General features: G+C 47.3%; 23 protein-coding genes and 1 riboswitch. Of the genes, 2 read left to right on the forward strand and 21 right to left on the reverse strand.

The window, feature by feature from the left end; genetic code table 11:
* Nucleotides 1–45 precede the first annotated feature (45 nt).
* Nucleotides 46–720 carry an exonuclease domain-containing protein gene (locus tag VSQ32_13500; protein MEH2943849.1) on the reverse strand — a complete coding sequence of 225 codons (675 nt, stop codon included), beginning with the start codon at nucleotides 718–720 and terminating at the stop codon, nucleotides 46–48.
* 474 nt (nucleotides 721–1194) lie between these two features.
* Here VSQ32_13500 and VSQ32_13505 point away from each other — a divergent pair, with 474 nt between their 5' ends.
* On the forward strand, nucleotides 1195–1794 hold the full coding sequence (locus tag VSQ32_13505) for an SMI1/KNR4 family protein (protein ID MEH2943850.1): 600 nt from the start codon (nucleotides 1195–1197) through the stop codon (nucleotides 1792–1794).
* Nucleotides 1795–1941: 147 nt separating this feature from the next.
* On the opposite strand, the gene VSQ32_13510 is transcribed toward VSQ32_13505, so the two are convergent.
* The 5 genes from VSQ32_13510 to VSQ32_13530 form a co-directional block, all read right to left on the reverse strand.
* Nucleotides 1942–2361, reverse strand: a complete 420-nt coding sequence (locus tag VSQ32_13510) for a DUF3788 domain-containing protein (protein ID MEH2943851.1) — start codon at nucleotides 2359–2361, stop codon at nucleotides 1942–1944.
* Nucleotides 2362–2583: 222 nt separating this feature from the next.
* The gene (locus VSQ32_13515; protein ID MEH2943852.1) at nucleotides 2584–3225 is read right to left on the reverse strand and encodes a hypothetical protein; all 642 of its coding nucleotides are present in this window, start codon (nucleotides 3223–3225) and stop codon (nucleotides 2584–2586) included.
* Complete coding sequence (locus VSQ32_13520; GenBank protein ID MEH2943853.1) at nucleotides 3222–5459, reverse strand: alpha-galactosidase; 2238 nt, start codon at nucleotides 5457–5459, stop codon at nucleotides 3222–3224. Before VSQ32_13520 ends, VSQ32_13515 begins: the two co-directional genes overlap by 4 nt.
* 37 nt (nucleotides 5460–5496) lie before the next feature.
* Nucleotides 5497–6906, reverse strand: coding sequence for a melibiose:sodium transporter MelB (gene melB / locus VSQ32_13525; protein ID MEH2943854.1), 1410 nt, complete (start codon nucleotides 6904–6906; stop codon nucleotides 5497–5499).
* Nucleotides 6907–7032: 126 nt separating this feature from the next.
* Nucleotides 7033–7920 carry an AraC family transcriptional regulator gene (locus tag VSQ32_13530; GenBank protein ID MEH2943855.1) on the reverse strand — a complete coding sequence of 296 codons (888 nt, stop codon included), beginning with the start codon at nucleotides 7918–7920 and terminating at the stop codon, nucleotides 7033–7035.
* A 290-nt stretch (nucleotides 7921–8210) separates the two neighbouring features.
* On the opposite strand from VSQ32_13530, the gene VSQ32_13535 reads away from it, so the two are divergent.
* On the forward strand, nucleotides 8211–8792 hold the full coding sequence (locus tag VSQ32_13535) for a DNA-deoxyinosine glycosylase (GenBank protein ID MEH2943856.1): 582 nt from the start codon (nucleotides 8211–8213) through the stop codon (nucleotides 8790–8792).
* Here the strand turns inward: VSQ32_13535 and VSQ32_13540 are convergent.
* From VSQ32_13540 to VSQ32_13610, 15 genes are all read right to left on the reverse strand, one after another.
* Nucleotides 8741–9772 carry an NUDIX domain-containing protein gene (locus VSQ32_13540; GenBank protein ID MEH2943857.1) on the reverse strand — a complete coding sequence of 344 codons (1032 nt, stop codon included), beginning with the start codon at nucleotides 9770–9772 and terminating at the stop codon, nucleotides 8741–8743. The two genes, VSQ32_13535 and VSQ32_13540, sit on opposite strands and share 52 nt — an antisense overlap.
* Before the next feature lie 33 nt (nucleotides 9773–9805).
* Nucleotides 9806–10705, reverse strand: coding sequence for a DUF3298 domain-containing protein (locus VSQ32_13545; protein MEH2943858.1), 900 nt, complete (start codon nucleotides 10703–10705; stop codon nucleotides 9806–9808).
* 19 nt (nucleotides 10706–10724) lie between these two features.
* Entirely contained in the window at nucleotides 10725–11504 is a 780-nt protein-coding gene (gene thiD / locus VSQ32_13550) for a bifunctional hydroxymethylpyrimidine kinase/phosphomethylpyrimidine kinase (protein ID MEH2943859.1), read from the reverse strand.
* 1 nt (nucleotide 11505) lies between these two features.
* The gene (gene thiE / locus VSQ32_13555; GenBank protein ID MEH2943860.1) at nucleotides 11506–12126 is read right to left on the reverse strand and encodes a thiamine phosphate synthase; all 621 of its coding nucleotides are present in this window, start codon (nucleotides 12124–12126) and stop codon (nucleotides 11506–11508) included.
* Complete coding sequence (locus tag VSQ32_13560) at nucleotides 12123–12962, reverse strand: hydroxyethylthiazole kinase (GenBank protein MEH2943861.1); 840 nt, start codon at nucleotides 12960–12962, stop codon at nucleotides 12123–12125. The genes thiE and VSQ32_13560 overlap by 4 nt, the downstream gene beginning before the upstream one ends.
* Nucleotides 12963–12988: 26 nt before the next feature.
* Nucleotides 12989–13507 carry an energy coupling factor transporter S component ThiW gene (thiW, locus tag VSQ32_13565; GenBank protein MEH2943862.1) on the reverse strand — a complete coding sequence of 173 codons (519 nt, stop codon included), beginning with the start codon at nucleotides 13505–13507 and terminating at the stop codon, nucleotides 12989–12991.
* 32 nt (nucleotides 13508–13539) lie between these two features.
* Complete coding sequence (gene thiC, locus VSQ32_13570) at nucleotides 13540–14844, reverse strand: phosphomethylpyrimidine synthase ThiC (GenBank protein ID MEH2943863.1); 1305 nt, start codon at nucleotides 14842–14844, stop codon at nucleotides 13540–13542.
* Nucleotides 14845–14920: 76 nt separating this feature from the next.
* Nucleotides 14921–15061: riboswitch (TPP riboswitch) on the reverse strand.
* Nucleotides 15062–15211: 150 nt separating this feature from the next.
* On the reverse strand, nucleotides 15212–16150 hold the full coding sequence (locus VSQ32_13575) for a methyl-accepting chemotaxis protein (GenBank protein ID MEH2943864.1): 939 nt from the start codon (nucleotides 16148–16150) through the stop codon (nucleotides 15212–15214).
* Between the two features lie 12 nt (nucleotides 16151–16162).
* On the reverse strand, nucleotides 16163–17218 hold the full coding sequence (locus VSQ32_13580) for an FIST N-terminal domain-containing protein (protein ID MEH2943865.1): 1056 nt from the start codon (nucleotides 17216–17218) through the stop codon (nucleotides 16163–16165).
* 57 nt (nucleotides 17219–17275) lie between these two features.
* Entirely contained in the window at nucleotides 17276–18547 is a 1272-nt protein-coding gene (locus tag VSQ32_13585) for a S41 family peptidase (protein MEH2943866.1), read from the reverse strand.
* 49 nt (nucleotides 18548–18596) lie between these two features.
* Nucleotides 18597–19505 (reverse strand): permease-like cell division protein FtsX, encoded by a 909-nt coding sequence (gene ftsX, locus VSQ32_13590; GenBank protein ID MEH2943867.1) that lies wholly within the window; start codon nucleotides 19503–19505, stop codon nucleotides 18597–18599.
* Complete coding sequence (gene ftsE / locus VSQ32_13595) at nucleotides 19495–20178, reverse strand: cell division ATP-binding protein FtsE (GenBank protein MEH2943868.1); 684 nt, start codon at nucleotides 20176–20178, stop codon at nucleotides 19495–19497. The genes ftsX and ftsE overlap by 11 nt, the downstream gene beginning before the upstream one ends.
* An 18-nt stretch (nucleotides 20179–20196) precedes the next feature.
* Entirely contained in the window at nucleotides 20197–21285 is a 1089-nt protein-coding gene (locus VSQ32_13600) for a helix-turn-helix domain-containing protein (protein ID MEH2943869.1), read from the reverse strand.
* Between the two features lie 238 nt (nucleotides 21286–21523).
* The gene (locus VSQ32_13605) at nucleotides 21524–22405 is read right to left on the reverse strand and encodes a YitT family protein (GenBank protein MEH2943870.1); all 882 of its coding nucleotides are present in this window, start codon (nucleotides 22403–22405) and stop codon (nucleotides 21524–21526) included.
* A 9-nt stretch (nucleotides 22406–22414) separates the two neighbouring features.
* The gene (locus VSQ32_13610) at nucleotides 22415–23092 is read right to left on the reverse strand and encodes a WecB/TagA/CpsF family glycosyltransferase (protein MEH2943871.1); all 678 of its coding nucleotides are present in this window, start codon (nucleotides 23090–23092) and stop codon (nucleotides 22415–22417) included.
* Between the last annotated feature and the right edge of the window lie 633 nt (nucleotides 23093–23725).

Below are 23725 nucleotides of genomic sequence, written 5' to 3' on the forward strand. Positions count from 1 at the left end.
TTTATCATTCCTGCCTGGGAAAATAATGATTTCATCCGCGTTTCTTTAAATTTTTCTGGTTCCCCGGCAGCCGGGATAATTGCTGCATCCGTAAAATTCCCCGTATTTTCCTCTGCGCTTTACCATTTCACTCCCGCACCTGGGGCAGAGAATCTCCGGCTGATTCTGCTGCATCTCTACCAGAATCTTTCCCAGTTCCTCATAGCATTTCTGATTCATCGCACAGTCATTTAGGGCCCGGTGGGCTCCGTCTGTATTAATCCGGAAATATGCGGACACATCCGTCAGTCTGCAGTGAGAAAGCTGCGGCAGGCATTTTCTGGCCAGATACAGAGTATCAATATAATCATTGCCAATATCTGCCCCCAGCGTTTCCATTGCAGCATCACAGATAAAAATCATATCAAAAGTATGTATATTATGGCCCACCAGGATATCATTTCCCACGAAATCCAGAAAGCCCCGGACTGCTTCTTCCATCTCCGGCGCGTCCTTTACCATTTCATCGGTAATTCCGTTGACTGCTGTGGCAGCCCTGGGAATCCTCATTTCCGGATTCACCAGCGTCGTATACTGATCTTCCACCTGATGGCCCCGGACCTTTAACGCCGATATTTCTATAATCCTGTCCAGCCCCGGCCGGACTCCTGTGGTCTCCAGATCAAATACCACATAATCCTCCACATACCGGTTCAGGCGTTTTCCTCTGTTCCCTGTCATGTATTTCTCCCTTCTGTTGTAAGCAGAACAGGCAATTGCGAAACTATTAAATTATCAAAATTTCATGTACAATTTCTACACTTTCTATGAAATATTTTTCGAATTGCACATGAAACTGGTACAATTATTGAGTTTCGCAATTACCTGATAATCAGAATGCCCATTTCTGTGCAGCATGGTTACGTTCACGACATATCTGCAAACAGTAACGATTAAATGTAACAGTTCAGACAGGTCTGCGCACCTGCTGCGCTGACCGTGAGAATATGATTCAGGAGAGCAAAAATCCCATTGCGAAGCAATTTTAAATGGATTTTTGCATGTAACAGGGCAGCTTGTCTGAACTGTTACGATTAAATTATAAAGGGATTCGGCGGTATTTGCAAGTTACTTGTTTTCAGAGAGAATTCCCTGTATAATATAAGTTATAGTCTGCCGGAACGGATAAAAAGCATACGGAACAGGGAGGAAACCATGGATATCGCACAAAAATATACGGAAGGCCTCAAAAAGGCATATTATGACAATCACGGACAGGAACAATGGGATGACTTTGAGCACACAGTACATGGGGTCAGCAGAGAACATCTGGAAAAACTGCGGGCTTTATACCCGGATATTCCGGACAGTCTGGTACATCTGCTGGAGTTTGCAGACGGAACATACTGGAGAACATATGGGGAAAAGACCGTCGCTTTTTTCTTTCTGGGCTCTGACCTGGAAGAATACCCTTACTATCTGTTATCTGCAGAACAGATGATGGACAAAGATGATTCTGACTGGATAGAAGAATATATCGACCGGGAATTCGACCAGGTTTCCATTGACGAGAAAATCACGGACGATTCTGAAAAGATGTGCTGGCTGCATTTTTCCGACTGCATGAATAACGGCGGCACCTCCCAGTTATTTATTGATTTCTCTCCGTCTCCCAAAGGAAAAAAGGGACAGATTGCCCGGTATCTCCATGACCCGGATGAAATTGAAATCATTGCCGACAGCTTTGAGGAATATCTGGAAATGCTGATGGAGCGCGGGTATGATTTTATATCAGAAGAGGATATGGAAGATTAATTCGGCAACCATATTGCGGTGCCGGCCGGGAAACGGAACCGGCACCATGCAAACTTTCAAAAATCATTGATTTTTTATCCGGCAAATTCTTCTCAACATCCGTTCCATACTTTGTCAGGATAAATTGAAAATAATAATTATATTCTTTTACTTCTTTCCGCAAATCTGAATCAGACGCAGAACATCCTGATACAGACCGTTCCTGTCTTCCAGCTCAATCATTAACCATCTCTGCCCGTTTCCTTCCTGTGTCCGATGGTATATATCAGACAGTTCCGGAGTACATTCCGGCAGGATTGCCTCCACAGACTCTTTTTCTTTTTTGCCAACCACAATCAGAACCGTAAAATAATATTCCCCCGGATATATGGTGCACAATGTTTTTCCGGCTTTTTTAAATTTAAGATTCCATCCCTTTTTCCAGCTGCATGAACTGTACTCTGTTTTTTCCCTGCAGTTATATGTGTTCCTGATTTCGGAACAGAATTCCATAAAAACAGGGTTTTTCACATACTCGCTTATTTCTTCAATGGCGGGGCAGTTGCTTTTATCCAGTAAATCAATCATATTGATTATTCTCCCATCCTTTTTATTTCATATTATAACAGCTATGATATGCTGTTTACAACCAGATTTACATGGAAGTTTTCGGTTCTGCTGCTGAAAACATTACTGTTCACACCCTGCGGGTGTTCCAGTAACCTGAAAACAGTGTCTGTTCAGATAAGTTGCCCTGTTACATGCAAAACTCCCCCGCAGAACACCCTGCGGGGGAACATTACCTGTCAGTTAATTTTCTTTCGGAAGCCTTTTTTCAAATTTTCCGCGGAAAAACTGTATCAACGGTCCGTTAAACATGGAGTTCAGCAGGGTGCCCAGTCCCACCACCATCCAGATGGAATTGCCGGAGGCCGCGCAGAATCCCACACCTACCAGCATTACCACCACGTCGGAACAGATTCGCCCATATTTAAAGGGGATTTTCCCATTAGTGAATTTTTCAATGATAAAGGCCACACTGTCATAGGGAGCAATTCCCATATCTGCCACCATGTACATGGCCGCTCCTGAAGATGCGAACAGCAGACCGATGGCAAGCATCAGAATCTTAAGCCCCCAGTTCATTTCCAGGTGAACCACATCTTCCATGACCCAGCAGAGGAAATCTGCGATATAGCCCACACAGACCATATTCACCACGGTTCCCAATCCGATGCAGTGACGGACCGTAAAAAACACCAGAACCAGCAAAACCACATTCACAATTAACTGCCAGTTTCCAAACTGCATATGAATAAATTTGCTGATGCCCAGATTCATGCAGGTAAAGGGGTCCACCCCGAATCCGGACATCCGGTAAGCTGCCACGCAAATTCCGATTAGCAGAATTCCGAATAACATAAAACAAAATCTTTTCACTTTTCCACTCATGCTTCCACCTGTCCCACTGCTTTCAGAATATAAATCCTCGACTCAAAATCCGTACAGGGCGCCTGATCGTCCGGCGTCTGCCCTGCTGTGGCGTCTGAAGTATTCAGTCCCATATTCATCAGCTCATCTCCGTAAACTCTGGAACCGTCCCGGCTGTTTTCATAACAGAAATTTTCATTCAGACCCTGCAGTTTTACCCGTGTAAAACGGTCATTTACCACATTCAGCACCCGGTACCAGCCCACCACTGCTGTTTTTTTATCCTCGCTGACTGCCATCCAGGCCATTTCATTTCCCTCAAAGGGGCTTTTCAGCCGGTAGAAGGTGCCGAACTGCAGGAGGCTGCGGTATTCTTTCATAAAAGCAATCTGCTCTTTTACTTCTTCAATTTCTTCTTCCGTCAGTTTATTCAAATCCAGCTCATAGCCGAAGGTTCCGAAGTATGCCACATTTGCTCTGGTGTGCAGCGGCGTATTGCGGAACACCTGATGGTTTGGTATCACTGACACATGGCTGCCCATACTGCTGACAGGATAACACATGGAGGTACCATACTGAATTTTCATACGCTCCACCGCATCGGAATTGTCGCTGGCCCAGCCCTGGGGCGCATAGTAGAGAATGCCTGGGTCAAACCGGCCGCCGCCGCTGGCGCAGGACTCAAACAGCACCTCCGGAAATTCCCTGGTCAGGCGGTCATACAAATCGTATACTCCCAGAATATAACGATGGAAAATCTCGCCCTGCCGCTCTGGGCTGTAGGCCTGGCTGAAACATTCCGTAATGCTTCGGTTCATATCCCATTTAATATAGGATACTTTTGCTTCCCGCAGGATTTTTGCCATCATTTCAAAAATACGGTCCACCACTTCTTTTCTGGAGAAATCCAGCACATACTGGTTTCTGCCATGGGTATTGGCTCTGCCGGAAACCTGCAGAATCCAGTCGGGATGGCTCCGGTATAAGTCGGAATCTTTGTTCACCATTTCCGGCTCAAACCACAGGCCGAACTTCATGCCAATCTGCTCCATCCGCTCTGCCAGCCCGGTAATTCCGTTGGCCAGGCGCTCTCTGTTGGCCTCCCAGTCGCCAAGGCCCGCAAAATCATTGCTTCTGGCGCCGAACCATCCGTCGTCCAGTACAAACAGCTCCACGCCGCACTCTTTTGCCTTTTTTGCAATATGTACCAGCTTATCTTCGGTAAAATCAAAATACGTAGCTTCCCAGTTATTGATTAAGATGGGACGGACACGGTCACGCCAGTAACCCCTTGCCAGTCTTTTCTGAAATAACTGATGGAACGTCTGGCTCATATGGTTCAAACCGGAATCCGTATATACCATCACTGCCTCCGGGGTCTGGAAACTTTCTTCCGGCTCCAGATGCCATGCAAAGGTATCGGGATGAATGCCCACCAGCACCCTGGTATTGTCATGGGCGTCCACCTCCGCCTGCATCAGGAAATTGCCGCTGTATACAAAACTGAACCCTATGGCCTCTCCCTGCTGTTCCCCCGTATCCGGACGCTTTAAAATCAGGAACGGATTGTGCTCATGGGAAGAATTGCCCCGCATACTGCCCACAGACTGCACCCCCATGGTAAGACGGCGCGTTTTCACATGCCGTTCCCTTGCCCATGCGCCGGAAAACTGTACCCAGTCGTACGCACAGTCCGGAAGGTCCAGGCAAAGGCTCATGGCTCTCCCAAGCTGTACCGGCCTGTTTCCGTTGTTGATGTAACGGACACTTCTGGCCAGCACCGGCCTTCCAGCGAAAATGGTATAAAACATTTCCGCCCGGATTCCGGTCACAGAATCATAAAGATTCAGCATAAGGGTTTCCGCCTCTTTGGAATCTTCCGCATAGGTGGCCGGAAGCCCCGGAAGCTCCGGCTTTCCGGCTTCCACATGATGGGAATGATACTGAAAATCTGAAATCCTGCTGCCGTTTTCCTGGATTACCTCCACAGCCGGGCTTCTGTAATCTCCGGTTCCATAGACGGGCAGCTCCTGTTTGATATGTTCCAGGGAAAATGCTTTATTTCCCTCAAAGGTACAGGAGGACATGGGGCGGGGCGCTGTTTCCAGCAAATCCCCGAAATTTTCCCTGTCATGAATTTTTTTCCCGAAATAGAGGTGCCCCATCTGCCCGTTGGGAAGAATCATCATAATATAACTGATTTCGCCGTTATGTAAATGAAATACCTTTGTTTCTTCATGATAAATAATGCTCATTGCCTACCTCCCTGATGTTATGGCAAATCTTCTGCCTTTAGTCATTTTTGTGCATTTCCTGCAGTTTCAGAGCCACTTCTTCCATTTTATCCCCTTTCAGAGTGTAGAATTTTCTGTAGATGAAATAACTCAGAGCTGCCAGAATGATGGGAATCACAATCATCAGAATACGAATCCCAAAAACAGTTCCTGCTGACTGTACTTCTGCCTTTGCCTCATATCCCACGATTTCAAGTCCCACACCGGTCAGGCCTCCTGCTGCAGCCATCGCCGCTTTCATCAGGAATGTCTGGGCGGAACAGGTAACGCTTTCATTGCGGACGCCGAATTTCACTTCGCCATAGTCGATAACATCCGCCATACAGCAGGTGGTTACCCCCAGTGACAGGCCGGAACCGAAAAACAGGATGGCACAGCAGATAACTACCAGCACCGCATTGGTGGGAGCGATATAACCGGAAGCTCCAAGAAGAATCAGCCCGATAATCGGCATAACGCAGGCACAGAAGTATACTTTTTCCCTTCCCATTTTTGCGGCAATTCTGGGGAAGCATACCAGTCCCAGCATTTCTGCGATAATTGCCATTCCGAAAATGGAGTACAGATATTCGTTGCCGCACACGTTTTTGAAATAGTAAACCGCAAAGCTCTTTGCAATCTGCGTACAGAGATTAAAGGTAAGCAGCAGTCCGATAAAAGCCACAAGCTGATCATTTTTCACAATTACGGTAAGAGCCTGCTTTAAGTTGGTTTTCTGAACCTTTGCATTCAGCGTGGATTCTTCTTTTACATTAAATACGGTAATTCCGATAGCGATAATAAAAATAACTGCGATGATAACTGCAAACAGGGTATAACCGGTCTCTGCATATTTGTTGGTCTCTCCCGCCATCTCATTCAGACCGAAGATAATATACAGTCCAAATGTTGCTACGGAGAATCCTGCAAGGCTTGCAAAAAATCTTGGGATAACGGAAATCTTTTCACGTTCGCGAGGATCGTTGGTCAGGTTCGGAAGCCAGGACCAGTAAGGTACGTCCATGATGGTATATGTCATGCCATACAGAATATACATAACGGAAACGTATACATACAGTGCGGTTCCCTTTAAGTTAAAGCTGTGGAACAGAAGTACAAATACGACGGAGTTTATCAGTGTTCCGATAATCAGCCAGATACGGAATTTTCCGTATTTCGTACGGGTATTATCCACAATCATGCCCATGACCGGGTCGTTTACCGCATCCCATATTCTTGCCACAAAGAACAGTACGCCTACAAAAGCCGGGGCCAGATACAGGGTATCCGTAAAATACAGCATCAGGAATGCTCCAACCAGGTTACAGATTGCATCTTTTCCAATTGCACCAATCCCGAAACAATACTTTTCCCTTGCAGACACATGTTTATACTGTGTCTTTCCAACATTTTCACTCTGCATATTCATAATTTACCTCCAATGTAATTTTAATGAATTTCCCCTTGAAAATGCTGTGCACATCATCTTCTTAAGATGATTTCATTATAGTATATTTTTCCCTGGCCCGTTAGAAAGTTTTGTTTTGAAAATCAGTCAAAATGTTTCCAGCAGCTTCGCCAGTTTCTGTTCCTGAGATTCCAGGTGCTCCCGAACTTCCCTGCGGTGGGTTTTGCGGTATACGCTGGGCGGCATACCCATAATCTTTTTAAATGTTTTGGAATACACCAGAGCGTCGCCGTACCCGCAGGACATGGCAACTCCTTCGATGGACAAATCTGTCACCACAAGGAGTTCTTTGGATCTGGAAATCTGAAACTGAGTCAGAAAATCTTTGGGAGACATCTGAAGGGTTTCCTCAAACAGCTTGTAGAGATAACTGCGGCTCACACAGACATGATCCGCAATATCCTGTACCCCGATTCCGGCAGAATAATTATTCCGGATAAAATTGATGGATTTCTGCACATAAATACTTTCTTTCGTCTCTTTTGTCACATCTGCAAATCTGGCGTCTTTGGTCAGCACTGCAAAAAATTCATACAGAAGACTCTGGAGGTAATACTGGTCTGTTCCGGAGGCGGAATGGTAGCTTAACATTTTTGCCACAATCCGCTTCAAATCCTTCCCCTGTTCACTCTGAAACACCAGCTGATTGCTGTTCAACCCCAAATCCTGCAGATACTCCTCCGCCTGTTCTCCGGCAAATCCAATCCACAGATAAGACCAAGGATTTTTCTCATCCGCTTTATAAAAAGTCACTGCTTCCGGCTCAATCAGAAAACCCTGGCCCTGCTGCAGCTCATACTTATGGTCTCCCACCTGGTATATACCCTTTCCCCACAGAATATAGTGGATAATATAATTTGGCCGGACCGCCGGGCCGAAGCTGTGGTTGGGCTCGCAGTCAGACATTCCGCAAAAGCACAGATACAAATCTTTAAATTTCGCTCCCGTCAGCTGCAATACATATGCGTTTTCCATATATTGTCCCTCCATCGTAACAGTTCAGCCCAGGACTTTGCACCTGCTGCAAAGTCCGTAAAAATGTGTGAATACAGCCAGAGAATCCGGCCCTTTGCTGAAAGCAAACTTTACATGGGCCGGATTCTGTAACAGGGAAGCCGCAGGCTGAACTGTTCCCCTTCATTATAATTTTGCTGGAAATTCCGGGAAAAATCCTTTATAATAATCAGGGTACCAGAAGAACTTTTCCGACACCCGAATCACCGGAAACATGAAACTACATGCAGCACTACAGAAAGGAATTTCCCATGGCAGAATACCATCAGCACACTCACGAATTTGAACCTGTATATGACAGTAACTCCAGAATCCTGATTCTGGGCACTTTCCCTTCCGTCAAATCCAGAGCGCAACATTTTTATTACGGCCATCCCCAAAACCGCTTCTGGAAAGTTCTGGCTGCAGTTACACAGGAACCGGTTCCCATCACCATTCCGGAGAAAAAGCACCTGCTGCTGAGCCATCAAATCGCTGTCTGGGACGTAATTCAGAGCTGTGAAATCATCGGTTCTTCTGACAGCAGCATCCGAAATGTGGTTCCCGCCGATATCCCCGGTCTGCTGGAGCAGACCTCCGTCACCGCTGTCTTCGGAAACGGAGCAAAAGCCTGCGAACTCTTTCAGAAATACACCCGTCCTCTGCTCCTTTCCACATATGCCGGCAGCAAACCTGAGGCAGAATCGCTGTGTTCCATCCGCAAACTTCCTTCCACCAGTCCCGCCAACGCTGCCTGGAGCCTGGAACGTCTGACGGATTGCTGGAGGCAGGAAATCGGAAGTTATCTCAGATATTCTCCCAGCTTTTCCAGTTCATCCAGGAAAATACAGTAATTCTCCGCTTTCCCCTGTGCAGCTTCTTTCCGAACCTTTGCCAGTAATTTTTCATATTCCATCCAGCATACTGCTTCCACTTCTTCTTTCTGGAGACTTAAATCCGACAGATTCACCGGGCAGCTATAGAGATACACCATGGTGACTTCGGCATTTTTAAAGGGTTTTCCGTAAAATTCTGATTCTGCATAACCTCTGTGAAGAAAGAGTTCCTGCAAATCCTCCGGACATGCCCGGATTCCCAGCTCCTCCTCCAGTTCCCGCAACGCTGAGTCCAGGTAATTACCTCCGGCAGGTACATGTCCTGCGGAGGAGATGTCATAACAGCCCGGATAGGAATCTTTTCCGGAACTTCGTTTCTGCAGCAGGACTTCAAAACTTCCTGTCTCTGTGGGGCGTACAATCCACACATGGGACGTTCCGTGCAAATCCCCCAGTTCGTGAACCAGGGAGCGTTCCCGTATCACTCCCGTTCTGCTTCCGTCCTCCCGGCGCAGCTCCAGAAGCTCCATGGGCTTTCCGTTCAGCACCGCTTCTGTCAGACGGTCCCCGTCATAACTTAATTTCAGAGAGAAAAAGGGAATATTTTCCATAAGAAGACGGAAAAAGATTTTATCCCCCTCCCACAGATTCAGAGACATAAGATCTTTTTTCGCTACCCATTCCAGCGTCCCTTCGTCGCAGTCGGTCAGGATTCCCTCAAAGCTGTCCGCTGTATAAAGACACATATACTCGGTGGGCCAGCCTGCCGCCGAAAAGGTCACGATTCCCCGAAAAGAAAAACCGGTCAGTATAAGACCGGTCTCTTCCTTTACTTCCCGGAACAGACACTCCTCCGGACTTTCCCCTTCTTCGAAATGTCCGCCGATTCCAATCCATTTATCTTTGTTCACATCCACCTGTTTTTTCACCCGATGGAGCATCAGATAGCAATCGTCCTGTTCTATATAACAAAGTGTTGTCAAAGCTGATTTTTTCAATGGCTGCCTCTTTCTTTCCGTACATACCGTTCATTATTTCAAAACATACAGTTCGTTCATCACTTCTTCCAGTTCCTGGTAAGGCACCTCTATTTCAATCTTACCTCCGGCATAGGCGGTGACCAGATAAGGATTGCAGATAACCACCAGGCCTTTTTCATTCAGATAAAACACATCTTCCGTAAGAACATCGGAGACATAACTCTCATAATCCTCCATCAGATACTCCTTGTAGGGATCTTCGGTAATAGTCTTAAGAATATGCTTTTCCACAATTTCTCCGGCCTTTGCCTTATCGGTGAAAATATCCGCCAGAGACAGCAGTTTTCCCGTAGTGGCGTCAAAACAGTAGGAAAAAGTCCAGGTGTTGGGATGAGGGGTTCCCTGCCACTGATAACTTTCGGCTTCTATACTCAGAATTCTGGTGGAAGCATACATCATTTTATAGACAGAGCCATAGCCGTAGCCTGTCCAGCTCTCTTTCTCCTCATCGGAAAGATCCTGATAAGCGCTGCGGGCCAGCTCCGTATCTTCCTCAATATATTTCTGTGTTTCCGTATGTTTCTGTTCAAAAGCCATATTTATCTTCTCAGCGGCCGCCTCATTTTCCGGTATGGAAACCACCGGACTGTTCTCCATCACAGACAGCAGAATGGCGCCGCTTCCTTCATCGGTAATATCCTGAGAATAGTCGGTAAATGTCACCTCCGGCGGCTGGCTCAGTTCCTTTCCCGGCTCTTCCGCACCAGCGGAACTGTTCTCTTTTTCCTCTTTGCTGTCAGAATCCTTACGTTCTGTTTTTTCGGAAGTATCTTCCTTTTTCTCTTCCTGCTCTGTATCGGGCTGATTCCCTTTCTCTGCTGTCTTCTTTCCTGAACAGGCAGCAAACAACAGACATATCCCTAATCCAAGCAAAAGTATTTTTTTCTTCATCTGCAGAATCCCCTTTACGCTATATTTTGTACATATGGTTCAGCGGCCCGTTTCCCTTTCCCAGATTCATCCCGTCCAGAATCGCCCCGGTCAGATACTCCTTCGCGTTTCTCACGCTCTCTTCCGGACTCAGTTCCTGAGCCAGCCCGCAGGCTATGGCGGAAGACAGGGTACAGCCGGTTCCATGGGTATTTCCGCTGTCAATGTGTTTTCCGGAAATCCATATGGGATGCCCCTGCCAGAACAGCAGGTCATCTGCGGAATTCTCATCGTGACCGCCTTTTAAGTAAACAATACCCTTGTATTGTAACGCAAACTCCCTTGCCGCCGCAACCCTTTCTTCTTTTGTTTTTATGGTTCTTTTTAACAAAACCTCTGCTTCCGGCAGATTCGGAGTATAAAGTTCCGCCAGCGGGAGCAGTTTTTCTTTATAATACGTCAGTGCTTCCGGCTCCATCAGGTGTTTTCCGCTGGTGGATACCATCACCGTGTCCATCACCACATGTCTGGCCTGATACCGAAGCAGACAGTTCCGAATCACTTCCATCTGGGGTATTCCCGTCACCATACCGATTTTTACCGCATCCGGCACGATATCCGTAAAGACACATTCCAGCTGCTTTTCCAAAAATGCAGGGGATACCGGTACAATATCCGCTACCCCCATGGTATTCTGCGCCGTCAGCGCAGTGATGACACTTTCTCCGTACAGCCCGTGGGCCGCTATGGTTTTCAAATCCGCCTGTATGCCGGCGCCGCCGCTGCAGTCGCTTCCCGCTATGGTAAGCACAACCTTCATATCATTCCTCCTGCTTTTCATCCCTTTCTTCCAGCAGCTTCCGTATCTTTCTGACCTCTGCTCCGGGATTGTCAGATTTCAGAATTCCTGCGGAAATTGCCAGTCCATGGGCTCCGCAATCCAGAGGCTTTCTGCAGTTTTCCGGAGTAATTCCGCCCACAGCCACATTGGGAATGGGAGCTGCTTTTAAAATTTCCCGGTAAGTCTCCTCTGAAATGGGAACTGCGTCTTTCTTGGTATCCGTAGGAAACCAGGCGCCGCTTCCCAGGTAGTCCGCCCCTTCTTCCAGCGCCCGTTTCGCCTGTTCTCCTGTTTTGGCAGTGGCTCCGATGATTTTATCTGCTCCCAGAAAACGTCTTGCATCTCTGACCGGAATATCCTCCTGCCCCAGGTGAACCCCCTGGGCGCCGCTTAATACTGCAATGTCCATTCTGTCGTTGATAATCAGCCTGGTATGATAACAGGCCGTCCATTCTGCCAGCCGTTTTGCCCGCAGAAGATATTCCGCCGAGGAAATATGCTTCTCCCTGAGCTGGATATAATCCACACCGGCTTCCAGCGCCGCTTTTATTTTATCTTCTCCATAAGAAAAATCTGCAATCAGATACAGCCATTTTTTCATAAATCTCTCCTTTTCAGCCAGTCCGAAAAGCAGGAATCCGACAACATTCCAATCCCGTCTAACAGGGCAGTTCTGGCTGCTCCGTAGCCTGCCGCCCGCCCCGCATATTCCAGTGCAAATGCCATGCCGAGGGAAGCGGCTGCAGCCGCCAGTATCATTTCCTGCAGCAGGTTGTCTTCCCCGCTCCCGGCGGCATCCTGATTCTGTTCCTTTCTCATTCCGCGGACTGCCGTATTGCAGGCCCCGGCCACTGCTCCCGCCAGGCAACCGCTTCCCACCATATTCTGACGGAGCCTGCCCTTATGGGGGATTTCCATCCTGCCCGTTTTCCATAAAATGCAGTCGGATTCTCCCGTTGCCAGATAGACACTGCCGAGCCGGATATCTCCGGTCAGACGTCGGTTCTCCAGGGAATCTATACCCTCTCCGGTCAGCTTTCCCTGCTGAATACTGTACAATTCTGAACGGTTGCCTTTGACAATTCCTTTCCATGGAATCTGAAACAGCTTCCGGACTGCCTGCTGCCGGAACACAGAGGCTCCGCAGCCCACCGGATCCACCACCGTGGGTTTCTCCTCTTTTGCCGCAGTTTTCAGCGCAGTCTCTGCCGCCGCCAGCTTCTCCCGGTTCATCTGGCCCAGATTCACCACACATCCATCGGCCTGCATGACAATTTCTTCCATTTCTTCCGGCGCCACTGCCATCAGAGGCCTGGCCCCCAGAGCCGCAAGACCGTCGGCGCACAAAGGGGCGGAAACCGTATTGGGTATCATATGTATCAGATATTTTCCCCGTCTGATATTTTGGAATATCGCCGCTATCTGCTTTCCATCCATGAATCTGTTTTCCTCCTGTCCGGGTTTCACGGCTGCACTTCCTTCAGCATCCCCTGCAGGTACCGCAAGGCTCCGGATTTGTACAGAGCTCCCAGAAGAACCGCCGCCAGCATACATCCTCCTACCGTACTAATCAGAAACGGAAGCACATAGGTAAACACTGCGGCTTCTTTATTTCCAAGAAGAAATGCGGCCACCGGATAACAGAGCATTCCTCCCAGAATCCCGGTACCCAGGATTTCTCCGGCAAAGGCAGTCCAGATTTTTCCGGTCTGCCGGTACAATAACGCCCCCAGAAATGCGCCCACCATGCTGCCCGGAAAGGCCAGCAGGCTTCCGGTGCCCAGAAGATTCCGTATCAGGGCTGTGGAAAACGCAAATCCCACCCCATAGGCCGGCCCCAGAAAAATTCCTGCCAGTACGTTCAGGAGGTGCTGGATGGGAAAACACCTGGAAGCGCCCACGGGAATGGAAAAAGCAGAGAGGCAGACGCCCAGTGCTGTCATCATTCCTGCCGCCGCCAGTTTCTTTATATTTACATTCACGTTTGCTTTCATTTGCGTCCTCCTCTGTGATGTTACAAAATATCAATGTATTCTCCGGACAGAGCTTTATTCATACTCCGCACGGCACAGAATTTTCCGCACATGGAGCAGGTATCGTCATGTTCCGGTTTCCGGTCTTCCCGGATTTTCCGGGCAGTTTCCGGGTCCATGGCACATGCCCACTGAGTCTCCCAGTCCAGAGCTCTGCGGGCGTCTGCCATCCGGTCATCCATCTCTCTGGCTCCCCGGACGCCTTTTGCAATATCTGCCGCATGGGCTGCAATTTTAGAGGCCATAATCCCCTGTTTTACATCTTCCACGTTGGGCAGGGCCAGATGTTCCGCAGGCGTCACATAGCACAGAAAAGCCGCCCCGTTCTGAGCCGCAATGGCTCCGCCGATGGCAGAGGTGATATGGTCGTAACCCGGTGCAATATCGGTCACAATGGGCCCCAGCACATAGAAAGGAGCTCCCATACAAATCGTCTGCTGCATTTTCATATTGGCTGCAATCTGGTCCATGGGCATATGTCCGGGCCCTTCCACCATAACCTGTACGTCTTTTTCCCAGGCCCGTTTCGTCAGTTCTCCCAGACGTACCAGTTCTTCAATCTGGCACACGTCGGAACCGTCTGCCAGGCAGCCGGGACGGCAGGCGTCTCCCAGAGAAATGGTCACGTCATATTCCCGGCAGATATCCAGGATTTCATCGTAGTATTCATAAAAGGGATTTTCCTCTCCCGTCATGCACATCCAGGCAAATACCAGGGAACCGCCGCGGGATACTATGTTCATTTTCCGTTTGTGCTTCTTAATCTGTTCAATGGTCTTTCTGGTAATTCCGCAGTGCAGGGTTACAAAATCCACCCCGTCTTCCGCATGGAGCCTCACCACATCCACAAAATCCTTTGCGGTAAGGGTGGCCAGGTCGCGCTGATAGTGAATGACGGAATCGTATACCGGTACTGTGCCAATCATGGCCGGACATTCGGAAGTGAGCTTTCTGCGGAAGGGAATGGTATCGCCGTGAGAAGACAAATCCATAATGGCATGGGCGCCCATATGTACAGCCTCCATCACTTTTTCCATTTCCACATTATAGTCCTTGCAATCCCGTGACACGCCCAGATTTACATTTATTTTGGTGCGCAGCATGGAGCCTACCCCTTCCGGGTCAATACAGGTGTGGTTCCTGTTGGCGCAGATTACCACTTTTCCCTCTGCCACCAGAGGCATCAGTTCTTCCGCGGTCATCCGCTCTTTTTCAGCCACCTTTTTCAATTCTTCGGTTGCAATTCCCCTGCGGGCCGCTTCCATCTGTGTTGCAAATTCTCTCATATTTTCCTCCTTGATTCAAAATTTCCTTACACGGGGCTGTGCATAAAAAAGAGACGCCCGGAGAGCGTCTCAGAATTTACACATATCTTCCGCTCCCTACGACAGTATTAACTGACAGGTTCAAAGAGTCAGGTTTTAACCTTCTCAACCGGGGGAATACATTCGGAACCGGATATTCCTTTCCAAATTTATTCCCGCAGTCCCTCTGCGTTCTCTTATTCTTGTTCATCATATCTGATTTGACCGTATTTGTCAACCGGTCCGTTTCCATGGGGATTTATATTTGTAACAGTTCAGCCATCGCCAAAATTATGGACGAATCATGCTCGCATGAATGAGTTCATAATGCCGGCGATGAGGGGAACTGTTACTCATATTCATCAATAATCGGCGGAATCTGGGACAGCATGTTGTCCACATCCTCAAACATGGAGCTTTTGGTAGTGCCCAGCTTGCTGGCATAATCAATATGTCCCATAACCTCCTGATATTCTTCTTTCGTCTGGTCAAAGAATCCGCACAATGTCTGCAGCGCCGTATCTGACTCATCAATTACTCTGGAAATTTCTTCCTGCACATTGGTTGCGCCTTCTGCCGCCTCCGTAATCTTATCAAACAACTGATAGGTCTCATCCACTTTCCGGATACTCTCGCTCAGTGCCTGCTGAGAGTTATTGATACTGGTATTCAGGCTGTCGGTTCCCTCCTCCACATCCACAATACTGGAGTCTACCTCTGCTACCAGCTTCTTAATCTGATCCGCCAGTTCCTTTACCTCAACAGCTACCACTGCAAATCCTTTGCCCTGCTCTCCGGCTCTGGCTGCTTCTATGGAAGCATTCAGGGCCAGTATGTTAGTCTGGTCTGCAATGGTTACAATATTACCGGTGCATTTTTTTATCTTCTTTACCGCTTCCAGGAAATCTTCAAAGGTTTTTTCCATATCCTTAAAGTGATTTTCCACCTGGCGGGAACTGTTCTTTAATTCTTCCACTTCACCCTGGGCCTGGGTCACAGACTGGGCAATCTCGCCTTTCACAGTCTCAAACTGACCGGATACCTGGCCGATACTTGAGAAATTCTGTCCGAAATCCTGAAGCTGTTCCTGGAAATTCTCGGATTCACTGAGCACTTTTTTAAAAGAATATGTAATTTTATTCAGTTCTCTCAGAGAATCCACTTCTTTCTCTACCAGTTCTTTCTGGTAGTCTTTCAGATTCTCAATCACATATCCCACCGGATAAAGGCCCTTTTCCTGCTCCTCTTCTTTTTCCATCTGCATCCGGGCGTTTTTCCAATATCCCATGTTCTTCCCCCTTTACTCAAATACCACACACGTCATGGACTGGTTGACAAAACGATTGTTGTAATGCTCTCCATATCCCACGAGGCCCGCATGGCTGCCTAATACTTTCATCTCCTGTAAATATTCCTGCATATAATGGTTGTCGCTGAACAAAAGATACCGGAACAGGCAGTTGATGGAAAATACCGCCGATACTCTGGAAAAATCCTTCTGTATGGTCTGTATGGTCTCCCGTACAATACGCCTGTAATCACCCAGTTCCAGCAGAATCAGCACATCGGAATCGTTTACCTGACGGAAACATGCCAGGGCATCCCCGTCCACTTCTTTAATGGAAATGATACAGATTTCATCTCCGCTGATTCTTCCAAAGGGATTTTTAAAGGTCTGGGTTGTAATCTGCTGTTCCGACACATGCAGAATACTCTGGTATACCTGACGGGCAGATTTCCCGTTCAGTTCTCCGATGATATATTTTGCCTTATCTGTTTTGGAGGCAATAAAACGATACTTCCACACAGGATGATAAATATTTTCCTTATAAGCCTTTACTTTTCCATGCTGATTCTTCACAATGGCATAGGCCACCGCATCTTTATAAACCCTGCCGTTTGCAGAAACTCTTCCTGCGTCTCCGGTTCCGCCCACCAGGGAAATGTCCTTTTTCTTCAGAACACTGTAAATGGTAGTCAGCACACATGCGTCATTACCGGAGCAAAAATCAATGCATATGGTATCATTGCCGGCGCCTTTTACCTTCTCCACATCACGTTCCAGGCGCCGGATATATTTCACAGGCATGGTATTCACTTCTTCCAGAACATTGGCGGCAGCTGCAACTCCGTCCTGAAATGCTGCAATTCCCACACCATTTTCCACCACTCTGGTATCATAGCTCATTCCAATACAGCCAATACTTGGCACACCGGGATAAAGCTCCTCCAGTTCACGCACATGGGCCTCAAACTGTTTATCATTGGACATCAGCATAATGAACTGGGGCCCTTTTAAGCCCCGAACCGCTTCCTTCAAATCGCCGCTCTGGCTCATACCAAAAAACTGTTTCAATGTATTATCCCTCTCTTCCGTAATATACCATTATCTTATCCTATCCAGGACAGAAGGTCAATCTTTATTCTGTAAAGTTTCCAGCGCTTTCAGCACCTGATTGTCATGCATGGGATTATAGGTTTCGTCCGTCTGAGACAGGTACTCGTATTCCAGCTCTATATCCGGCTGAATTCCCACATCATGGATGTAATTTCCTTTCGGCGTAAAATATTTTGCCATGGTAACTTTTACTGCGCTTCCATCCTCCAGCGGCACAATCGTCTGCACAATCCCTTTTCCAAAGGTGGTGGTTCCTATCAGGGTTCCATACTCATAATCCTTGATGGCTCCTGCAAAAATTTCCGAAGCGCTGGCGCTGTTTTCATTAATCAGAACCGCCAGGGGCAGTTCCAGACAGGATTCGTCTGACTTGTAATCGGAACGGTGTCCGTATTTATCTTCCGTATACACCACAAGGCCTTCCGGCAGAATTTCATCCAGCATGGCGCACACAGTCTGCAGGATACCGCCCGGATTATCCCGCAAATCCACAATCATGGACTGCATACCCTGTCCCTGAAGATCTTTGATGGCAGCGGAAAACTGTTCGCTGGTGGATTCCGTGAATTCCGAAACCTGAAGAAATCCAACCTGGCCCTCCAGCATCTGATATTCCACCGTAGGCACTTCAATCTGGCGCCTTACCACGTCCACCTGAATATGTTCGCTCTCTCCTGCCCGCATAAGCTCCAGGTGCACCGTACTTCCTTCCTCGCCCTTGATATGAGTCACCAGCTCTGACAGCTCCATGCTGTCCCCCTCAATATCTCCTACTTTCACAATGATATCTCCGTCTCTCACCCCTGCTTCCTCGGCAGGGCTTCCCGGATATACATGAAGAATTGTAACAACCCCGGTCTTCAGATTCTGGTTCAGCACAGCGCCAATCCCATAATAAACTCCCGCAGTGGAATCGTTATAGGAAGCAAATGCCTCTGCTGAAAAATAAGAAGAATAACGGTCTCCCAGACCATCCACCATTCCCGCATACATGCCTTCCACCATGGCGTCCCGGTCTATCTCGTCATAATAATACTGGTCAATAATATCCGCAATCCGGCCTGCCTTGTCTTCCACCTGCGCTCCGAAAACAGCATCTCTGCTGCTTTCCTGTGCCTGACTGTCCCCCTGGTTTCTCCTGTTGATTCCGGGCAGAACAAAAAGCCAGATATTCCCTGCAATAAGGGTTACAACCAGCAGTGTGCCGATTACACCTGCTGCCAGACCCTTTCCAAACCCGGAATTCTTCTTCCTCTCCGGTGATTCAAAATATTCCTGATTGTCCATATAATTCGTCTCCTGCCATTTATACTAATCTGTCAAGTCAGTCCTATACCTATACCTTCAAATGCTTCCGGATTGTCAGGCGGCTTCCCAGAAATCCAATACCAACGCCCAGCACCAGCCCCACCGGAACCAGTGTGGAAAATACCTTATCCACCGGCAGAAACTCCATCATTCCGCTCAGCCACAGAAACTTCTCTCCCACATAGGAAATAATACTCCGGTACATCCGGTACAGGATTAGCAGCGGCAGCAGAGAACCGATGATTCCGATGAGAATTCCCTCCACAATAAAGGGAGCCCGTACAAAATAATCGGTGGCGCCGATTAATTTCATAATGGCAATCTCCTCCCGGCGCACTGCAATTCCAATGGTAACGGTGTTGCTGATCAGAAATACTGCCACGCACAGAAGAATCAGAATCACTCCCGCCGACACATATCCGATTAACCGGTTAAAATCTGTCAGAGTATTTGCCGCCATATCGGAGCTTTTCACCTCTTTCACACCTTCCAGGGACTGGATATAAGTTACCAGAGACTGCTGCATGGAAATATCATTCATGTAAACCACATAATGGGCGGAATTGGCCAGAGGATTGTCTTCTGCAAATCCCGCTGCCATGTCCTCGGCGCCTTTGAAATATACTTTCTGGAATTCATCCCAGGCCTGCTCGGCAGACACAAATACCTTCTCCGATACCTCCACCCGCTTGCCAATCTGCACGCCGATTTCATCTATCTGCTCCTGGGTGGCGTCATCTTTGAAAAATACCGTCACAGCAACCCCGGATTCCACTTCCTGTACCACGCTCTGAAAATTCACCACCACCGAATAGAAGATTCCGAACAGAAAAATACAGGCGGACATGGTGGCAATGGAGGCCAGGGAAAACATTTTATTCTTCCAGATATTTCTGGCTCCCTGCCGTAATGTATACCAAAATGTACTAATCCTCATATGGGTCACCCATTCGCTCGTCTTCCACGACAACGCCTTTCCGCATGGTGATGACACGCTTTTTCATCGCCCTGACAATGTCCAGATTATGAGTCACCACCAGAACGGTGGTTCCCCTCTGATTGATTTCCTCCAGCAGTTTCATAATTTCCCAGGCGTTATGAGCGTCCAGATTTCCCGTGGGCTCGTCTGCCAGAAGGATTTTAGGCTCATTTACCAGTGCTCTGGCTATGGCCACTCTCTGCTGCTCCCCGCCGGAAATCTCTCTGGGATAAGATTTGTATTTTGCGGCAAGCCCCACCATGGACAGGACTGCCGGCACCTTCCGGCGCATGGTCTTTACAGGCATTCCGATTGCCCGCTGGGCAAAGGCCACATTTTCGTAGACATTCCTGTCTTTCAGCAGACGGAAATCCTGGAACACCACCCCAATATTCCTGCGGAATCTGGGAATATCCCTGTGACGGATATTTCCAAGTTTCTGGTTGTTGATGGTGATACTGCCTTTGGTGGGTTCCAGTTCTTTCAGCAGCAGCTTGATTAACGTGGATTTTCCGGAACCGCTGTCCCCCACCACAAACACAAACTCTCCCGGTTCAATATACAAACTCACATCATTTAAAGCAGGGATTCCTGCCGAATATGCTTTGCTGACATTTTCAAGTTTTATCATGTAAGCCTCCTGAATCCTTTAATAGTCCAGCGTTTCCATATATTTCATATATTTTACCACCATCAATGCTATTTTAAACGTGATGGCGTCCTCAAATACCCGCAAATCCAGCCCGGTACTCTTCTGCAGCTTATCCAGCCGGTATACCAGCGTATTCCGGTGAATGTAAAGCTGCCGGGAAGTTTCCGAAACATTCAGGCTGTTTTCGAAAAATTTATTGATAGTGGTAAGGGTCTCCTCGTCGAATTCGTCAGGGGATTTCCCGTCAAAAATTTCCTTGATAAACATTTTGCACAGAGGGATGGGAAGCTGATAAATCAGCCGGCCGATTCCCAGTGTGGAATAGGCAATCACATGGCGTTCCTCAAAGAAAATCTTTCCCACATCCAGCGCCATCCTGGCTTCCTTGTAGGAGCGGGAAACTTCTTTGATTTCATTGACAATAGTACCGTAGGCGATGTGGATATCCGTCTCGTCGCCGGCATGGAACAGGCTTAAGATTACTTCGGCTGTTTTATTCATCTCCTCATAACCTTCGTTTTCCATCACCTCTTTTACCACGATAATATTCTTCTCATCTACGGCTGTAATAAAATCTCTGGATTTGCTTCCCAGAAGCCCCCGGACTTTTTCCAGTTCATTGCCGTCCTTCTCCCGGTTCGTCTCCACAATAAAGACCACCCGTCTGGCCTCCGTATCAATATGCAGCTTCTTGGCACGGTTGTAAATATCCACCAGCAGCAGATTATCCAGCAGCAGATTCTTAACAAAATTATCCTTGTCAAACCGCTCTTTATAAGCTACCAGCAGATTCTGAATCTGGAAGCTGGCAATTTTACCCACCATATATACATCTTCACTGTCCCCGTTGGCAAGGAGAATATATTCCAGCTGATGTTCGTCAAATACTTTAAAAAACTGGCACCCCAAAAAGACCTGACTGTCTGCCGGAGATTCCACAAATGCCAGAGCCGCAGTCACATAGCTGTCCGTATCCTGGAATGTGGTGGCCAGTACCTTTCCTTCCGTATCAATAATACACAAATCAATTCTGGTGATTCCCTTCAACCCATCAATGGTGTTTTGAAGTATCTGATTCGAAATCATTTGTTTCACTCCTTTTCTCTGCCTTCATCTATACAGATTCCTGTACAACTTTCACAATTATATTACCCCTGTTTTTGAAAAATTGCAGGACTTACTATGTATTTTAATGCAAAAGCACAAAAAAAGAAAGAGGAAATCCATATTTTTTTATGCATTTCCTCAACTTTTTTTCAAAATATGGCTTTTTCCCCCATGGGCATAGTATACAAAAATTTTGCAGCCCTTCAGGCGGAATTTTTCAATGGCTTTTGTATTCCATAAATCCCTCGCCCAGTACCTCCCGGACGTCTCCCACAATGACAAACGCATTCCGGTCAAGCTGATGAATCATCTCTTTCAACTGCACGATTTCCTTCCTGGATACCACACAGTAGAGCATACATTTCCGGGCTCCGGAATACATGCCTCTGGCCTCCAGTCCGGTCACGCCCCGGTCCAGTGTCTCCATAATAAGCCTGGCGGCCTCCTCATACCGGTCTGTGATAATATAGGCTGCTTTGGAGAATTTCATACCTTCCAGAATCGTATCCGTCACTCTGGAAGTAATAAATATGGAAACAATGGCATACATGGAAGGCCGCAGACCGAACACATACAGACCTGCCAGTACTACCATACCGTCCAGCACCTGCATAATCTGCGCCACGGAATAATGCTTCAGTTTACACTGAATCAGAATGGCCACCATTTCCGTTCCCCCTGTGGTGGCATTGGCCCACAAAATGGTACCCATGGCCACACCTGCCAGCACACCGCCGAACAGAGCCGCCAGAATATAATCCCCGCTTACAAAATCAAGCTCCGGTATAATATAAAGCCAGGCGGAAAGCAGCGCTGTAGCTATGGCTGTCCGGCCGATAAACCGTTTGCCCTTTACTTTCAGGGCAATCAGAAACACCGGAACATTCAGGGCCAGATTGGCAAACCACAGAGGAATCCCTCCGTCCAGAAAAATTTCCGTCATATTTTTCATCAGAATGGAAATTCCGGTAAATCCTCCTGTTACAAGACCCACAGGGTCAAAAATACATTTAATGGCAAATGCCAGGAGACCTGTTCCCGCAGTAATCATCAGATATAAAAACACAGGCGACCGCCTGTAGTCAGAAATTCTGCTCATTTTGTCACCTCATTCATCTTTCTTATTATAACGCGCCAGCATACTGTGCATGACGCTTTTCTGAATCAGTTTTTTTGCAAATCCCGCCACTTCTGATACTCCTTTCCGGGAAGTATAATTTTTACCCAGGCCGTACCAGATTTTCGCATTCAGCTTTTCCCTGTTGTCCTCCAGAAAATATTCCTGTTCGGGGGCGGGAACCACAGACAGGACAATATCCGGTTCCGCAATATTAATCTCATTGACTACCGTATCGTAATCCCCGGTACAGTCTGCCAGTGCATAAACTCCCGTTATATGGATTCTGTCATAATTATCTTCCAGAAATTCCTGCAGAATTTCGAGGCTTTCGGCCGTATCCCCCAGCAGATACACGCTCCTGCGGTTCCGGTCCGCCCGCTTCATAAATTCCTTCTGAAACTCATTATCCACCGTCTCCTGTATGCGCTGCTCAGCCGTCACTCCCGCTGCCTTTAAAATTTCCTTATCACTGATAATTGCCAGATCCAGATTTTCTATACATTTTTTCAGTCTGCTGTCTTCCTGTGCCTTTACCAGTATATCCATGGAAATGGTTCCCACCGTGTTCATTATGGTATTTGTCAGAAATCCCTCAATCTGCCCCATGGATTCCCGCACGGTATAATTATCCAGCTCCATTCCCAGTATCTCTATTTTCTTAATCATATGACACCTGTTTCCGCTTTCCTGATCCCTCAACTATTGAAAGTACCTTAGAAGTATACCAAATGAGGAAAATTTTTTCAACACCCCTTTTGGCTGATACTTTCACTGATAACCTGTGAACGGTAACAAATTGACTGATATTTCCCCTGCAAATCATGTTTTTTGTGTCTTTTAAAAAGTCAATCCTTTTCTCTGTTTTTTGACGGATTCTTTAAATTTATCACAACTTCACAAAACAGATGTTTCTTTTTTTTACTATGTAAACCACTTTATTCACATGATTTTTTGTGGATAATGTGTATAACTCTGTGTATAACTCACTTTTTTGGATTTTCCAGGTCATTTTCATGTGGATAACTTCTGGATAAATTTATCCCTGTTTTTATAATTTTGTGCACTTTTTTCCATTCTGAAACCGGTAATTTATTCCTTCCTTTTTCTGATAAATTTAAGTTAGAAAACTGGAATAATTGTGTAACAATTTAGCATTTACGGTATGTCCTGTAAGAATCGAGCAGAGAAGAGCCATCTTCCCTGCTCGCCGCGCGTCCCGTGCGCCGCATAGCGGCATGTTTCCGCTGCACGGGGCTGTGCATAAAAAAAGGAACCCCGCCTCCGGGGTTCCTTTTTATC

The organism is Lachnospiraceae bacterium JLR.KK002, assembly GCA_036941025.1.
Taxonomy (GTDB): domain Bacteria; phylum Bacillota; class Clostridia; order Lachnospirales; family Lachnospiraceae; genus Petralouisia.

Excerpts from the sequence above, each read along its gene's own strand:
- VSQ32_13545 (MEH2943858.1), bottom strand. The coding sequence starts at position 10,705 with ATGAAGAAAAAAATACTTTTGCTTGGATTAGGGATATGTCTGTTGTTT.
- ftsX (MEH2943867.1), bottom strand. The coding sequence starts at position 19,505 with ATGAGGATTAGTACATTTTGGTATACATTACGGCAGGGAGCCAGAAAT.
- VSQ32_13515 (MEH2943852.1), bottom strand. The coding sequence starts at position 3,225 with ATGAGTGGAAAAGTGAAAAGATTTTGTTTTATGTTATTCGGAATTCTG.
- melB (MEH2943854.1), bottom strand. The coding sequence starts at position 6,906 with ATGAATATGCAGAGTGAAAATGTTGGAAAGACACAGTATAAACATGTG.
- thiC (MEH2943863.1), bottom strand. The coding sequence starts at position 14,844 with ATGAGAGAATTTGCAACACAGATGGAAGCGGCCCGCAGGGGAATTGCA.
- thiE (MEH2943860.1), bottom strand. The coding sequence starts at position 12,126 with ATGAAAAAATGGCTGTATCTGATTGCAGATTTTTCTTATGGAGAAGAT.
- thiD (MEH2943859.1), bottom strand. The coding sequence starts at position 11,504 with ATGAAGGTTGTGCTTACCATAGCGGGAAGCGACTGCAGCGGCGGCGCC.
- ftsE (MEH2943868.1), bottom strand. The coding sequence starts at position 20,178 with ATGATAAAACTTGAAAATGTCAGCAAAGCATATTCGGCAGGAATCCCT.
- VSQ32_13575 (MEH2943864.1), bottom strand. The coding sequence starts at position 16,150 with ATGGGATATTGGAAAAACGCCCGGATGCAGATGGAAAAAGAAGAGGAG.
- VSQ32_13610 (MEH2943871.1), bottom strand. The coding sequence starts at position 23,092 with ATGATTAAGAAAATAGAGATACTGGGAATGGAGCTGGATAATTATACC.
- VSQ32_13510 (MEH2943851.1), bottom strand. The coding sequence starts at position 2,361 with ATGATTGATTTACTGGATAAAAGCAACTGCCCCGCCATTGAAGAAATA.
- VSQ32_13605 (MEH2943870.1), bottom strand. The coding sequence starts at position 22,405 with ATGAGCAGAATTTCTGACTACAGGCGGTCGCCTGTGTTTTTATATCTG.
- VSQ32_13535 (MEH2943856.1), top strand. The coding sequence starts at position 8,211 with ATGGCAGAATACCATCAGCACACTCACGAATTTGAACCTGTATATGAC.
- VSQ32_13520 (MEH2943853.1), bottom strand. The coding sequence starts at position 5,459 with ATGAGCATTATTTATCATGAAGAAACAAAGGTATTTCATTTACATAAC.
- VSQ32_13500 (MEH2943849.1), bottom strand. The coding sequence starts at position 720 with ATGACAGGGAACAGAGGAAAACGCCTGAACCGGTATGTGGAGGATTAT.
- VSQ32_13600 (MEH2943869.1), bottom strand. The coding sequence starts at position 21,285 with ATGATTTCGAATCAGATACTTCAAAACACCATTGATGGGTTGAAGGGA.
- VSQ32_13530 (MEH2943855.1), bottom strand. The coding sequence starts at position 7,920 with ATGGAAAACGCATATGTATTGCAGCTGACGGGAGCGAAATTTAAAGAT.
- VSQ32_13505 (MEH2943850.1), top strand. The coding sequence starts at position 1,195 with ATGGATATCGCACAAAAATATACGGAAGGCCTCAAAAAGGCATATTAT.
- VSQ32_13585 (MEH2943866.1), bottom strand. The coding sequence starts at position 18,547 with ATGGACAATCAGGAATATTTTGAATCACCGGAGAGGAAGAAGAATTCC.
- VSQ32_13560 (MEH2943861.1), bottom strand. The coding sequence starts at position 12,962 with ATGGATGGAAAGCAGATAGCGGCGATATTCCAAAATATCAGACGGGGA.